General features: G+C 69.5%; 12 protein-coding genes and 1 pseudogene. 8 read left to right on the top strand and 5 right to left on the bottom strand.

Going from position 1 to position 14,561, the window contains the following annotated elements:
* Positions 1-89: pseudogene (locus ACZ5Y0_RS33545) on the bottom strand (NADPH-dependent FMN reductase); the annotation flags it as partial.
* Between the two features lie 353 nt (positions 90-442).
* Between ACZ5Y0_RS33545 and ACZ5Y0_RS33540 the strand changes: the two are divergent.
* Together ACZ5Y0_RS33540 and ACZ5Y0_RS33535 are read left to right on the top strand one after the other, a co-directional pair.
* Positions 443-904, top strand: coding sequence for a MarR family winged helix-turn-helix transcriptional regulator (locus ACZ5Y0_RS33540; RefSeq protein ID WP_469132434.1), 462 nt, complete (start codon positions 443-445; stop codon positions 902-904).
* Between the two features lie 313 nt (positions 905-1,217).
* Complete coding sequence (locus ACZ5Y0_RS33535) at positions 1,218-2,438, top strand: AI-2E family transporter (RefSeq protein WP_469132433.1); 1,221 nt, start codon at positions 1,218-1,220, stop codon at positions 2,436-2,438.
* Positions 2,439-2,728: 290 nt separating this feature from the next.
* Here ACZ5Y0_RS33535 and ACZ5Y0_RS33530 read toward each other — a convergent pair whose 3' ends face one another.
* A complete protein-coding gene (locus ACZ5Y0_RS33530; RefSeq protein ID WP_469132432.1) occupies positions 2,729-4,243 on the bottom strand; it encodes a GMC family oxidoreductase in 1,515 nt (504 codons plus the stop codon).
* Between the two features lie 90 nt (positions 4,244-4,333).
* Here ACZ5Y0_RS33530 and ACZ5Y0_RS33525 point away from each other — a divergent pair, with 90 nt between their 5' ends.
* Positions 4,334-5,125 carry a TetR/AcrR family transcriptional regulator gene (locus ACZ5Y0_RS33525; RefSeq protein ID WP_469132431.1) on the top strand — a complete coding sequence of 264 codons (792 nt, stop codon included), beginning with the start codon at positions 4,334-4,336 and terminating at the stop codon, positions 5,123-5,125.
* 298 nt (positions 5,126-5,423) lie between these two features.
* On the opposite strand, the gene ACZ5Y0_RS33520 is transcribed toward ACZ5Y0_RS33525, so the two are convergent.
* The 3 genes from ACZ5Y0_RS33520 to ACZ5Y0_RS33510 are packed head-to-tail and all read right to left on the bottom strand — an operon-like array spanning position 5,424 to position 8,232.
* Positions 5,424-6,140 carry an NADPH-dependent F420 reductase gene (locus ACZ5Y0_RS33520; protein ID WP_469132430.1) on the bottom strand — a complete coding sequence of 239 codons (717 nt, stop codon included), beginning with the start codon at positions 6,138-6,140 and terminating at the stop codon, positions 5,424-5,426.
* Positions 6,141-6,158: 18 nt separating this feature from the next.
* Positions 6,159-7,190, bottom strand: coding sequence for an LLM class flavin-dependent oxidoreductase (locus ACZ5Y0_RS33515; protein WP_469132429.1), 1,032 nt, complete (start codon positions 7,188-7,190; stop codon positions 6,159-6,161).
* Positions 7,183-8,232, bottom strand: coding sequence for an LLM class flavin-dependent oxidoreductase (locus ACZ5Y0_RS33510; protein ID WP_469132428.1), 1,050 nt, complete (start codon positions 8,230-8,232; stop codon positions 7,183-7,185). Before ACZ5Y0_RS33510 ends, ACZ5Y0_RS33515 begins: the two co-directional genes overlap by 8 nt.
* Before the next feature lie 432 nt (positions 8,233-8,664).
* On the opposite strand from ACZ5Y0_RS33510, the gene ACZ5Y0_RS33505 reads away from it, so the two are divergent.
* The 5 genes from ACZ5Y0_RS33505 to ACZ5Y0_RS33485 all read left to right on the top strand — a co-directional run bounded on the left by ACZ5Y0_RS33505 (position 8,665) and on the right by ACZ5Y0_RS33485 (position 14,460).
* A complete protein-coding gene (locus ACZ5Y0_RS33505) occupies positions 8,665-10,254 on the top strand; it encodes a class I adenylate-forming enzyme family protein (RefSeq protein WP_469132427.1) in 1,590 nt (529 codons plus the stop codon).
* Positions 10,238-11,728, top strand: coding sequence for a flavin-containing monooxygenase (locus ACZ5Y0_RS33500; RefSeq protein WP_469132426.1), 1,491 nt, complete (start codon positions 10,238-10,240; stop codon positions 11,726-11,728). Before ACZ5Y0_RS33505 ends, ACZ5Y0_RS33500 begins: the two co-directional genes overlap by 17 nt.
* Positions 11,729-12,346: 618 nt before the next feature.
* Positions 12,347-12,583, top strand: a complete 237-nt coding sequence (locus ACZ5Y0_RS33495) for a hypothetical protein (RefSeq protein WP_469132425.1) — start codon at positions 12,347-12,349, stop codon at positions 12,581-12,583.
* Between the two features lie 165 nt (positions 12,584-12,748).
* A complete protein-coding gene (locus ACZ5Y0_RS33490) occupies positions 12,749-13,849 on the top strand; it encodes a CE1758 family FMN-dependent luciferase-like monooxygenase (RefSeq protein ID WP_469132424.1) in 1,101 nt (366 codons plus the stop codon).
* On the top strand, positions 13,846-14,460 hold the full coding sequence (locus tag ACZ5Y0_RS33485) for an FMN reductase (protein WP_469132423.1): 615 nt from the start codon (positions 13,846-13,848) through the stop codon (positions 14,458-14,460). Before ACZ5Y0_RS33490 ends, ACZ5Y0_RS33485 begins: the two co-directional genes overlap by 4 nt.
* Positions 14,461-14,561: the final 101 nt, after the last annotated feature.

The raw sequence follows: 14,561 nt of genomic DNA, 5'->3' as shown, positions 1-14,561 counted from the left end.
TTCGAGGCGACGTCCAGCACCCAGCGGGCCACGGCCTCGCCGTTACGGCCGGGACGGGTGCTGCCCAGGATGATACCGATCTTGGTCATACCAAAGCATTTTGTGAAACCCGCACGCCGCGAAGGAACGAGAATGGACGGGAATGGTCAATAGGCTTATCCCGCCGAGCGGTACGAGATGTACTCTTGCTATGTCAAGTACTTGCCGGTGGTCGTGCGCCGACGATCGGGTTCTCCTGCATTCCGGCGGGAGACTTACCGCTCGGCGCACGGCCCACCGCCATCGACCTGCCCACCAACGGGAGCGAGCGGACCGAACCCCAGCCTGCTCGCGGGAGACGCTCCCCCCTGCCTGATCGGCGGGGCGCGCACGTCCCCCACCGGGAGACCCGGGGCCTCCTCCGACCAACGCTGCCTTGACCAGGACAGACGGGAAACCCTTCATGACGCCCGAGCCGGCGGAGAACACGGTGCGACCCCTCACAGCCGACGAAGAGGCCATCGTCCGCTCTCTTCCGCAATTGATCTACGCCCTCCCCCGCGCCATCGACGCGGAGATGACCCGTGAACAGCGAATGTCCAACACGGAATACCTTGCCTTGATGCACCTCTCCGAGGCGCCGGACCGACGCCTGCGCATGGGTGATCTCTCCGCCGCCTGCGAGATGTCACTCAGCGGTACGACCCGTGTCGTACACCGGCTGGAGAAGGACGGGTTCATTCGACGCGTGCAGTGCGATCAGGACGGGCGCAGTTGGCGTGCCGCCCTGACCGAGGCCGGCTTCGCCCGGCTGGAAGCGGCCTGGCCGACCAATCTGGCCGCCGTGCGTCGCCACTTCCTCGACCATCTCACAGACCTCGACCTCCGCTCCCTCGCGGCCGCACTGCGGAACGTCGCCACCTGATCGACCGCCGTCCGCGTCCTCTCTCAAGGGAGGAGCAGTGAGCGGGCACTCGGACACGGCGTCCGGTCGGCGGTTCCACGCTCTGTCCCGACGTCCGGTACTCACGGCCGCTGCCGGCCCACCGGCGAGAGCGGAACGACCGGGTGGGGCTGGGCCATCGAGGTGATCCATCGGTCCGGCGGCTTTACGAGCCGATGGTTCCGGGCGAGTGTCGTTGTCAAAGTGTCGCCCTCTGCCGGCAGGAGATGGACGGGCTGTCCGCCCGCACGGGAAGCATGGATGCCGGAACTTCCCAGGTGAGAAAAGTGTGGTCGTGCGATTCGAAAAATGGTTCAAGCGTCTCCGCACAACGGAGCAGAAGCGAGCCGCCCTGCCGACCGAGTCCACGGCGTCTTCGGGGGCGGCGAAGGTTGTCGCCGTCAGCAGGCCGGACCCGGTCACCACGGTCCCGTGGGGCCTCCGCGTCGCCGCGGAGGTCGTGTGGCGGCTCCTCGTCATCGCAGCCGGCCTCTGGGTACTGACGCGGGTGCTCAGCGCGGTGCGGGTCCTCCTGTTCGCCTTCGTCGCGTCCGTCCTCATCACCGCGCTGCTCCAGCCCACTGTGGCCCGCCTTCAACGGCACAAAGTGCCGAAGGGGTTGGCGACGGTCCTGACGGCCCTGTGCGGATTCATTCTTCTGGGCCTCGTCGGATGGTTCGTCGTCTGGCAGGTGATGAGCAATATCGGCGAACTGTCCGAACGCCTGCGGGACGGCACCGAGGATCTCAAGCGGTGGCTGCTGAACAGCCCGTTCCATATCACGGAAACACAGATCGACGAATTCAACCGGATGATTCGTGACGGTATCGGTTCCAGGAGACAAAATCTGACGGCCGCGGGACTTCACGGTGTCACTGTTCTGGTGGAACTCATCACGGGCGCCTTGTTGGCGCTGTTCTCGACGCTGTTCCTGCTTTATGACGGGCCACGCATCTGGAGCTGGGGTCTCAGATTGGTGCCGGCCACCGCGCGGCCCGCTCTCGCGGGAGCCGGAAACCATGCCTGGCGCACCCTCACGGCCTACGTACACGGCACCGTCGTCATCGCGTTCATCGACGCCCTCTGTATCGGGCTGGGCATCTTCATCCTCGGTGTGCCCCTGGCCCTGCCGCTCGCCGTAGTCGTTTTCGCCGGTGCCTTCATTCCCCTGGTGGGCGCGGTCGTTTCGGGCGCCCTGGCCGTCGTCGTCGCGTTCATCACGCAGGGCGTGTTCATGGCGTTGCTCGTCCTGCTCATCGTGCTCGGTGTGCAGCAGCTCGAGGGACACATCCTCCAGCCCTTCATTCTCGGCCGCGCCGTGCGTGTCCATCCACTGGCCATCATCTTCTCGGTGGCCGCTGGAGGTCTGGTTGCCGGTATCGGTGGGGCGGTGGTCGCCGTGCCCTTGGTGGCGGTGCTCAACACCATGATCGGTGATCTGCTCCATCCAGACCCCGAGCGACCGCTCACAGCCACGGCCTCGGAACGTTCTGCCGAGCAGGACCGCCGTCCGTAGGCGTCGCCGCGGACGGCGGGACGGGGCGGGTGCCCGCCCGGAGCGCTCCTGACCGGCACTCCTCGTGCGGCCTGCCGGACACCCGAGGCCCGCCACCTTCCCGCCTCCGGGACCAGCCGATCATCGCCCCGACGGCGGTGGCACTTTCCCTTGGGCGGCGAGTGGGGGCCCTGTGATGCTCACGATCTGACCGGACACCCGATGCAGGCTCTCCGCCCGCCCGGCGACGGCTGACAGACGCACCGCTCACGGTCGGCACCGCGCGGAAGGGGCGGGCGCGGCGCGACAGGTCAGACGCCGCGGAGAAGGTCGGCCGCCCGCTCGGCGATCGCGAAGACGGTCGCGTTCGTGTTGCTGGAGGGGATGGCCGGGATGACCGAGGCGTCGGCCACGCGCAGGCCGTCGAGGCCGTGGACGCGCAGTTCCGAGTCGACCACGGACATCTCGTCCTCTCCCATCATGCAGGTGCCGACCGGATGGCAATAGGAACTGAAGTGCTTGCGGACGTAGTCGCTGATGGACGGCTCGTCCACGGCGGTGAGGCCGGGGCTCACCTCCTCGATCCCCCAGTCGGCGAGCGCCGACGACCACGCGATCCTGCGCGCGGTCTCGACCCCCGACACAACCGCCCGGACGTCCTGCTCCTCGGCGAAGTAGTTGGGGTCGATCAGGGAGGGGGTGTACGGATCGGCCGACGCGATCTCGAGTGAGCCGCGGCTCACCGGGCGCATGGGTGAGACCCCGATGGTGAAGCCGTTGTCCACGGCAGCCACGGGGTTGGGCACGGGGATGTCGATGAAGATGATCTGGAGGTCGGGGCCGGTAGCCGCAGGGTGGCTCCGCAGGAGTCCCAGGATCTCACCGTGGTTGTTGCGAGCCGCCGGGACCGTGCGCTGGGCGCGATAGACGAGGTTGGCCCGCGGATGATCGTGCAGATTCCGTCCCACGCCGGAAAGCCCGTGGAAGACGCCGACATGAGCCTGCTTGAGCACGTCCACGGGACCGATGCCGGAACGCTGTAGCAGTTCGGCGGAGCCGATCGTGCCGGCCGCGAGAACCACTTCGCCGACCGTCGTCGCGGTGCGCACCTGGCCATCGATGCCGTACTCGACACCGACGCAGCGCGTTCCCTCGAAGATCAGCCGGTGGGCGGTCGCCCCGGTGATGACGTCCAGGTTGGGGCGGCCCAGTGCGGGCGTGAGGTAGGCGTCGGCCGCACTCTGGCGACGACCGGCGACGATGTTCAGGTCGACCGGGGCGAACCCCTCCTCCAGGCCGCCGCTGATGTCATGGGCTCTGCGCTGTCCGGCCTCGACCGCCCCCGCCAGGCACGCGAGCAGCACTTCGTTGGGCTCGGCGGCCGGGCCGACGACGAGAGGCCCGCCGCTTCCCCGGCCGGGAGCCGTCGGGTCGGCCGCCCTCTCGCTGCGCTGGAAATAGGGGAGCAGGTCGTCGAAGGTCCAGCCCTTGGCACCGTGATCGCCCCAGCTGTCGTAGCTGGAGCGATGGCCACGGGTGAAGACGAGCGCGTTGATGGAGGAGGAGCCGCCCAGGCCCCTGCCGCGTGGCAGCGCGACGCGGGCGCCGGAGAACTTCTGGGCCACGGTGAAATCCCCCCATCCCGCCTTCGACGCGGCCAACAGGGGCCAGGACGGTGGATGCGCCACGGCGGTGGGGAGTTGGGAGTCTCCCGCCTCCAGCAGGAGGACGTTGACGTCCGCGTCCTCGGTGAGTCGGGCAGCCAGCACGCAGCCGGCCGTGCCACCGCCGACGAGTATGAAGTCGTAGGCAGATCGCGAAGACATACCGACTCCCCTCCGTGTGAACCAATGATCTCCTTTCGAGAGTAACACCGGTTCGAAACAGTGGTTCGGTCACTGCGATATCGTCGAGTCATGACAGCCGACGGGGCGGACGCCCAGACCGCGGGGGCTCTGCACACCAGGATCGTTCTCGCTGCCGCCGACCTGCTGGGGGACGAGGGGCTGGACGCCATGTCCGTCCGCGCGGTGGCAGCCCGGGCCGGGGTCTTCCCGCCGACGATCTTTCGGCTGTTCGGGGACAAGGACGGCCTGCTGGAGGCCGTGGGCGAACACGGCTTCGAGACCTACCTCCTCGCCAAGAGCCGGTTGCCGCAGAGCGACGATCCGGTCGCGGATCTGCACGCCGCCTGGGATCTGCACATCAACTTCGGGCTCAGCCAGCCCTCCTACTACACCCTCGTCTTCGGGCGATCACGCTCGGGCCTGCTCTCGCGCGCCGGCCAGAAAGCGGTGTCCCAGCTGGAGCGGATGGTCACCCGTGTCGCCGCGGTCGGGCGCCTGCGGATGAGCGTCGAGCGAGCCACCGCCGTCATGCACGCCGGCGGTGTGGGCGTGGTCACGACCATGCTCAGTGCCCCTTCGCGTGACGTGGCGGTGTCCGAGGTGACACGAGATGCCGTGTTCGCCGCCCTGCTGCGTTCCCCCGCCACGACCGGACCGGCGTCCCCGGAGGACGGCCCCGCCGGACCGGCCATGGCACTGCGCGCCGCCCTAGGCGACGAAGAGGACCTCCCCCTCAGCCCCGGCGAACAGATGCTGCTCCTGGAGCTGCTGAACCGCCTTGCTGACACGCGGACCGCTTCCGGGCGAGGCGCCCGCGAACCGCTTCCGAGAGGAAACCAGGGCCGGGACCGAAGCGCCTGACCGGGAACCACGTCACGCGGACCGGCGGACACGCCACCTGGTACATGACCCGAGTCAGGACGAGCCGGCTGCGGCGACGTCCGACGAGGCGGACGCGTCGCGGTTCCGGCGTCGGCCTCCTCAACGAGAGCGACAGCACGCCCCCACCCGGGTCACGGGCCGGCCGACGGACCAGGGCGCCCCTTCGCCCGGTTTCACGGCGGCCCTCCTGCTACGACGCGCCGCGCGTCGAACGGCTCCCGCCGCTGAGCAGTCCGCGGCCGCGCGTCATCGCGCGTCCGCTGGAGGGCAGCCGGACTCAGTCCGGGTCTGCGACCGAGCTGGATGCGGCGGAGCGAGCCTGAGCGATCACACGTCCGCGCTCCGACGTGGGGAACCGATCGAGCATCGCGCGCAGCTCACCGGCGCTGACGTTGGCCCCGAAGGGCTCGGTTCCCGGTCCCAGTCGCACGCCTTCCGCGAGCGAGCCGGCGTCGACCGGGTCGAAGCCGAGGGCGTCGACCAGGACAGCGACCACGGTCCGGTCTCCCGGGTCGTCACCGGCGATGGCGATCGCCTTGCGCCCGACCGCGCCTCGCGGCGACGCGCCGTCCTCGAGGTCGTGGTAGCCCATGTGGTTGAACGCCTTGACGACCCTCGATCCCGGCAGGAACGCCTGGACGATCTCGCTGGTGGAGGTACGTGGGTCGGTGAGGTCGTCCCGCGCTCCGTCGACCTCCCACCAGTAGTTCATCGCATCGATGACGAGCTTGCCCCGCAGCGCCTCCACGGGGACGCTGCGGTACTTGCCCAAGGGAAGCGCCAGGATGGCGACGTCCGCCTGGTCCGCCGCCTCGGCCGCGGTGACAGCGACCGCACCAGGGGCGAGGACCTCGACGGTGAGCGCGATGCTGTCCGGTGCGCCCGACCCTGCGACAAGTACCCGATGGCCGGCGGCGACCGCCAGCCGGGCCAGCACCGTTCCCACCTTCCCGGCGCCCAGAATGCCGATCGTGCGCACGTCCTCGACGTCCATACCGTCTCCTTCCACGGGTCAGCCGGCGAGAAGGTCGCGGACCATGGGGATCACCTTCGTGCCGTACAGCTCGACCGAACGAAGGCGAGCGCTGATCGCCTGCGAGCCCGCCGTGTAGATGAGGTCGAACCTGCCGACGCCGAGCTCGCCGACGGCTCGAGCGATCTTGCGCGCGACCGTCTCGGGCGAACCGATGTACAAGGAGCCGTGCGCGATCTCGGCCTCGTACTCTTCCCGGCGGATCGGCGGCCATCCTCGCAGGGCGCCGATGCGGTCCCGGATCTCCCGGTAACCCGGCCAGTGCGCCTCGCGGGCCTCCTCGTCGGTGTCGGCGACAAAGCCGGGCGAGTGCATGGCGACCGGATGGGCGGTGGTGCCGAACTGCGCCGTGGCGCGCTCGTACAGATCGATGTAGGGCGCGAAGCGCGTCGGGGAACCGCCGATGATGGCGATCATCAGGGGGAGGCCGTGACGGGCGGTACGCACCACTGACTGGGGAGAACCACCGACGCCGACCCAGGTCGTCAGATGACCGGACTCCGTCGGAGGGTAGACCTCCGCACGGTCGAGCGGCGGCCGCACGGTGCCCCGCCAGGTGACGGGCTCCTCCTTGAGCAACTGCACGAAGAGTTCGAGCTTTTCCTCGAAGAGGACGTCGTAGTCGGCGAGATCGTAGCCGAACAGGGGGAACGACTCCGTGAAGGAACCGCGGCCGAGGATGACCTCGGCCCGTCCGTCGCTCAGGGCGTCGAGTGTCGCGAACCGCTGGAAGACCCGGACCGGGTCGTCGGAACTCAGCACGGTGACGCCGGAGGACAGGCGGATGCGCTTGGTGCGGGTGGCGATGCCGGCGAGCACCGTCTCGGGGGTGCTCACCGAGTACTCCGGACGGTGGTGCTCGCCGAGTGCGAGCACGTCGACGCCGATCTCGTCCGCGAGGATGGCCTCGGCGACGGTCTGGCGTATGGACCGGGCATGGGAGACGAGTGCACCCGAATCGTCTTCGGGTACGTCGCCGAACGTGTCCAGGCCGAGAACGAGATCAGACATGTATGGGTTCCTTGCTCAGTATCTCCCGCACACGCGGCGCGACTTCACGACCCAGCAGCTCGATGGTGCGGGCGCGAGCCTGGCGTGGCAGGTGCATGACGTCATATTTCAGGTCGAAGCGGCTCAGGCGCAGGTCACGGGCGACGGTGGCGATCTTGCGAGCAACCGTTTCCGGGGACCCGACGAAGAGTGCGCCGTGGTCCAGTTCGGCCTCGTAGCGCTCTCGGCTGGGCTGGTAGAAACCGCGCTCCTCCGCGAGCTGGGTCACGACCGGCTCCCAGTACTGCCACCAGGTCTCGATCGCCTCTTCATCGGTGTCGGCGACCAGCCCCAGGGAATGCTGGCCGACCGGCAGCGCGTCGTGGCCTGCCCGCTGGAGCGCCTCGTGGTACAGGGTGATGTGTCGGGAGAAGCGTTGGGGGCGGCCGCCGACGACGGCCAGCATCACGGGCAAGCCGTGGCGGGCGGCACGGACGACGGAGCTGGGGCTGCCGCCCACACCGATCCAGGTGGGTATTCCTCCGGGGCGCATCCGCGGACGCAGGCGCTGATCGACGATCGAGGTCCGGGTCACGCCGCTCCACGTCACCTTCTCTTCCCTCTGAAGGCGCATGAAAAGCTCGAGCTTCTCCTCGAAGAGCTGCTCGTAGTCGGCGATGTCGTAGCCGAACAGGGGGAACGACTCCGTGGCGGAGGCGCGCCCCAGCACCAGCTGGGCCCGGCCGTTCGACACGGCGTCGAGCGTGGAGAACTCGTGGTACAGCCGCACGGGGTCATTGGTGCTCAGCACCGTCACGGAGGTTCCCAGGCGAATGCTTTCCGTAGCCGTGGCCATGGCGGAGAGCAGAACGGGTGTGGCGCTGTCGACGTGGCCCGGCCTGTAGTGCTCCCCGACGCTGAAGACATCGATTCCCGCGGCTTCGGCGAGTTTCGCCTCCTCCACGAGAAGTCGGACGGTCTCGGCGTCGTCGAGCGTTCGGCCGCCGTCCGTGGCGACCTCCCCGAAGGAGTCGAGCCCGACCTCGAAGGCATTGGTGGGCATGGCCTTCCCTTCCTCCGCCGCTCCCGGGCCGGATGACCACCTGAGCAAGCGATGTACTTGACCTGGCAAGCATGCCTCTCGATGTTTGACGAGTCAAGTAGATAACTCCCGTCGTCGCCACGGCGAAGGTCGTGCCCACCGAGGGGGAGAGAGGATACGGCTGTGTCCATCCGACGCCCGGTCCGTGTCATCGAGTCGCGATGCGGCGGACCGTCACACCACCTTCGGCGCACACAGCGCGGCCGGGTGAGGTGACGCCCGGTCAACTGACACGCCCGGTGAAACCTGTGTGCAGGTAAGGTGTCTCGGACGGTGCCGCCGGATGTGTACGGACCCGGCTTCCGTGTGTGAGGTCAAGGACCTCGTCGACCGATTCGGAGCATCCCCTCGCAGGCACCGACACACCGGCGTTCTCACGTTTACGGAGTTGCGATGCACGGGGAAATCCTGCCCCACATGTTCATCGAGGTCGGGGCCCAGTACGGAGCCCGCGAAGCCGTGGTGGACGGAAGGATCCGGTTCACGCACTCGGAGATCCTGCGGCGTGCCGTGGCCGTCGCTGTCCGGCTTCGCGACCATGGTGTCGCGCCAGGCGACCGCGTCGCCATCCTGCTGCCCAACTGCTGGCAGTACGCCGTCGGTTACATCGGTGCCCAGCTGGCCGGTGCCATCGCCGTCCTGGTGAACACCCGTCTCACCGCACCGGAACTCGACCACGTCCTCGGTGACAGCGCCCCGACGGTGATCCTCACCGACGCCGCCGACGGGCCCCTCGGGTCCCGGATCCCGCCCCGCCACATCACGCGTGTCGTTCCGGCCGACCAGCTCGTCGCCGAGCCGGACGACGCCGTTGTGGTGGACGTCGATCCGCACACCCTGCCCGGTTGCCGCCGCTCCCCCGACGACGTGGCGCATCTGCTCTACACGTCGGGCACCACGGGCAGGCCCAAGGGCTCGATGCACACCCACGCGAACCTGCTGTCCAACGCGCGTACGGTCCGCGAGCGCCTCGGCGCGGGCCCGGACGAGCGGACACTGATCGCCGCTCCGATGTTCCACGCCACCGGTGTGGTCTCGCAGTTCGTCGGATTCCTCAGCGGCGGCGCCTGCTGCGTCATGGTGCCGGAGTTCAGGGCGGAGACGGTCGTCGAGCTGATGGTGCGCGAGCGCGTCACCTTCTTCGCCGGCGTCGCGGCCATGCTCAGGCTGATCCTGCTCAAGGCGCGGGGCACCGCCCACGACCTGTCCGCCCTGCGCCTGTTCGTCATGGGCGGATCACCGGTACCGGAGGGCTTTCCCGCCGAGGTCACCGGACGCCTGCCCGGCCTCCGCCTCGGCAACGTGTGGGGACTGACCGAGGGCACCTCGATCGTGACGTACACCGAGGGCGACGAGTACCTCGCCCACCCCGGCACCGTCGGCCGGCCCGTCGCCGGGCTCGAAGTCGCCGTCTCCCTCGGCGGTGCGCCTCCTCGCGACCTGCGGGACACCGTCGGCGAACTGTGCGTGCGCGGCCCCGTGGTGACCGCCGGCTACTGGAACGACCCGGACTCCACGGCGTCCACCTTCGTGGACGGATGGCTGCACACCGGCGACGTCGGCAGCGTCGACGCCGACGGATTCGTCCGGGTTCTCGACCGCCTCAAGGACATGATCATCCGCGGCGGGGAGAACATCTACAGCCTTGAGGTCGAGAACGTGCTGGCGGACCACCCCGGTGTCGCCGACGTGGCGGTCGTCGGCGTGCCCGACCCGGTCCTCGACGAGCGGGTGCGCGCGGTGGTCGTGCCCCGGCCGGGCCATGCCCCCACCGAGGAGTCGCTGCGTGCCCACGCGGCGGTGCGCCTGGCCGACTACAAGGTGCCCGCCGAGTACGTCTTCACCGGAGAACTGCCCCGCAACGCGTCCGGCAAGGTCCTCAAACGCCGGCTCGCCGGCGTCGTGGCGGACACCGACGTGGACCTGGCGTCCGGCGACGCGGCGACCCCCGCCACGGGAGTCTCGCATGACGCCCTCGACTGACGCCGCCCCCGTGCCGGGTGACGTCGACGCCGTGATCGTCGGCGCCGGGTTCAGCGGTCTCGGAGTGGCTGCCCGGCTCGGCAGGGCGGGTGTCCGGTCGTACGTGATCCTGGAGGCCGCCGACGACCTGGGCGGGACGTGGCGCGACAACGACTACCCGGGATGCAGTTGCGACATTCCGTCACCGCTGTACTCGTACTCGTTCGACCAGAACGCCGACTGGAGCCGGTTGTTCGCGGGTCAGCCGGAGATCATGGACTACCTGCGCGACGTGGCCCACCGGCGCGGGCTCGTCGACCGTATCCGGTTCGGGCAGCGGGTCACGGGCGCCCGCTGGATCGCGGCGGACGCCCGCTGGGAGGTGGTGACCGCGACGGGGGCGCGCTGCCGCGCCCGGTTCCTGATCTCCGCGGTGGGGCCCCTGCACCACCCTGTGCTCCCCGAGCTGCCCGGAAGCACCTCCTTCGGCGGGCCCGCCTTCCACTCCGCGGCCTGGCGGCACGACGTGGATCTGACAGGCAAGCGGGTCGCGGTCATCGGCACGGGTGCAAGCGCCATCCAGTTCGTTCCCGCCATCGTCGACTGCGTCGCGGCACTGACCATCTACCAGCGCACCGCGCCGTGGATCCTGCCCAAGGTCGACCGGGCCTTCGACAACCGGCACCGGCGTCTGGCCCGCTGGTTCCCGCCGTACCGGTGGTGGGTGCGCGAGCGGCTGTTCCGGATCCACGAGGCACGGGCCGCCGCCTTCGTCAGTGACCCCCGGAAGATGGCAGCGACCGGAGCCCTCGCGCGCCGGCTGATCGCGAAACAGGTCTCCGACCCGGAACTGCGCGCCGTCGTCACACCCGACTACTCGATCGGCTGCAAGCGCGTCCTGATCTCCAGCGACTGGTACCCGAGCCTGGCGAAGCCCCATGTGGAGGTGCGCCGAGGCGGGGTCAAGGAGGTGCGGCCCGGTGTCGTCGTCGGGGACGACGACCATGAGTTCCGTGCCGACGTACTCGTCTACGGCACCGGTTTCGACACGCAGCACACCATCCGGTTCGACGTCGTCGGACGCGACGGCCAGACCCTCGCCGACGCCTGGAGCGATGGCAACCAGGCGTACCTCGGTACCACCGTGTCCGGCTTCCCGAACATGTTTCTCATGGTGGGCCCCAACACCGGGCTGGGGCACAACTCCCAGATCGGCATGATCGAGGCGCAGGCACGGCACATCGTCGCCGTCCTTCGCCGTGCGCGCCGGCACGGCGCGGACACGGTCGAGGTGCGCCCGGATGTGCAGCGGGAGTTCAACGACTGGATCGATGACCGCATGGCCGGCACCGTCTGGCAGTCCGGCGGGTGCCGCAGCTGGTACCAGGATCCGCGATCGGGCCGCAACACCGTCTTGTGGCCCGACACCACGGTCGCGTTCCGGCGCCGGACCCGAGGGGTCCGCAGGGGGGACTACGCTTTCGGCCGTTCCTGAGCCCGGCACGGCCGCGACGGCCCGGCACCGGCATGTCGCCCCTCCTCCGCGACCGAGGGCGTCGCTCACGCCCTGGCCGCGCTCGTCCGCGACGCACCCCGGCCGGGCTCCCTGACCCCGACACCCTCAGCGGCTCGGCCTCTCGAGACTCATCGCGGTCATCACTCATCTCGGTCATGACGAAGGACGCGGAAGCAGCGCCCGCGCCCGCGAGTACGCCCAGGATGACGACGGTGCCCGCCTTGGAGAGTCTGACAGTGGTAGTCCAGCCAGCCTTCGCGCACGGTGCGTTCGTCGGTGTCCCGGGCGGGTTCGGTGCGCTGCGTGTCCTGTCCGCGTGGTCGCCCACCCCGCGCACGACCCGCGGCGCCCCCAGCCCAGCCGCGCCCACTCCCCCGCCTCCCCCGACCCACCGGGCGCTCGACGGTCTCTCGGCAAGGAGCCGGTCGTCCCCGCGCCCTCGTCGATGTGACGTGGAGCATGGCGCCCGGGTGTCCGACCGCCCTCGGGAGCGGTTATATTTGCTTCGCACAGCAAGTAGAGCTTCGAGTCACTCCGGCCCGGAAACCCCGCGTCGACGCTCGCAGACCGACAAACAACCGGGGAAAGGAAACACACGTGTCCCCCATCGTGATCGACATCCAGTCCGACCGCTCATGGACCGGAGGTGTCCCGGACGTCGCGGGCGCCGGCCGCCACCGGGGCCGGCAGGCCGACGAAGACATGTGCACCCCCGGGACCGACGCCGCGGGCCGCGGCCGTCACCGCGCACCCGCGCACGTCGTTCCCGCCCGGCCGGCCGCGACGCCCGGCTTCTTGGACAGTGATCCGGCCGGTCAGTTCGTCCGGAGCTGAGGCGCCGGCTCGCCGCGACGGAAGCCGCGTCCGCCACCGGCAGCCGGTGCACGTCACCGCCCGGAGAGCTGGGACGCGTCCCGACCGGACCCGCGGGGCCGCGGACCGCCCCGCAGCGGTGCGTCGACTGAACGAACGACCGACACGACAGACAGGAAGTACACGATGCAATTCGGGATCTTCGGCGTGGGGGACATAGCGCGTGACCCGGTGTCCGGACAGACGCCCACGGAGCACACGCGGATCAAGGCCCTCGTGGAGTACGCCAAGCTGGCCGAGGAGGTGGGCCTGGACGTCTTCGCCCTGGGCGAGCACCACAACCGGCCCTTCGTGCCGTCCTCGCCCACCACGCTTCTCGGCCACATCGCGGCCCGCACCGAACGCATACTGCTGTCCACCTCGACGACCCTCATCACCACCAACGACCCGGTGAAGATCGCCGAGGACTACGCGATGCTCCAGCACCTCGCGGACGGCCGGGTCGACCTGATGATGGGCCGGGGCAACACCGGCCCGGTCTACCCCTGGTTCGGGCAGGACATCCGCAACGGCATCCCGCTCGCGGTGGAGAACTACGCCCTGCTGCGACGCCTGTGGCGCGAGGACGTCGTCGACTGGGAGGGGAAGTTCCGTACGGCGCTCCAGGGTTTCACCGCCACCCCGCGCCCGCTGGACGGCGTCCCGCCGTTCGTCTGGCACGCCTCCATCCGCAGTCCGGAAATCGCGGAGCAGGCCGCCTATTACGGCGACGGCTTCTTCCACAACAACCTCTTCTGGCCCAAGGAACACGTCCGCCGCCTGGTGGACCTCTACAGGGGCCGCTTCGAGCACTACGGTCACGGCAGGGCCGACCAGGCGATCGTCGGCCTCGCCGCCCACATCTTCGTACGGCCGAACTCCCAGGACGCGGTACGCGAATTCCGCCCGTACTTCGACCACTCCCTGTACGGCAACAGCGGGTCCCTGGAGGAGACCATGGCGCAGACCGCGGTGATCGCCGGCAGCCCGCAGGAGATGATCGAGCGGGTGTTGGCCTACCGCGAGCACGCGGGGGGCGACTACCAGCGGCAGTTGTTCAACGTGGACGGCATCGGGGTTCCGCACAAGACCGTGCTCGAACAGATCGAGTTGCTGGGCGAGATCGTGCCGGTACTGCGCAAGGAGTTCGCCGACGTCCGCCCGGCGCACGTGCCCGACGCCCCCACGCACGCCTCCCTCGTCGCCGCCGACCGGGAGCGGGCGGCCGACGCGGGTGGCCGGCGATGAAGCGCACTCTCGCCGTCGTCTCGGCGGGCCTGCGACTGCCTTCGTCCACCCGCATGCTGGCCGACCGGCTCGCCGAAGCCACCCGGCGGGATCTGGAGGGACGGGGGGCAGAGGTCGACATCGACATCGTGGAGGTGCGTGACCACGGGCACGACATGGTCAGCTATCTGACGTCGGGCTTCCCGTCGGACGCACTGCGGCAGGCGTCCGAGGCGGTCGCGAAGGCGGACGGCCTGATCGCCGTCACGCCGGCCTTCACCGCCTCGTACAGCGGCCTGTTCAAGATGTTCTTCGACTGCCTCGACGACACCGCGCTGGTGGACAAGCCGGTCCTGATCGCCGCCACCGGCGGCACGGGGCGGCACTCCCTCGTTCTGGAACACGCCCTCCGGCCGATGTTCGCCTACCTGCGTGCCGTGGTGGTGCCCACCTCCGTGTTCGCCGCCACGGAGGAGTGGGGCGGTGGCGGCGATTCCCCGGGCACGCTCCTACCGCGGATCGCGCGGGCCGCGGGCGAGTTCGCCGACGAGATGCGACGGCGGGAGTCCCCGGACATCCCGGATCCCTACAGCGATCCGGTGCCGTTCGAACAGTTGCTGGACGGGCACTGAGACGCGTCCGCCGGTGAGGTCGCCGTATTCCCGGCGGGCGGAGAACCCGCTGCGACATGTCTCACGGTCCGGCCCGGTCCACAACCAGACAGACCTGTCTA

This window comes from Streptomyces sp. NPDC033216 (assembly GCF_055577115.1).
This window is presented reverse-complemented; position numbering and strand designations above follow the sequence as displayed.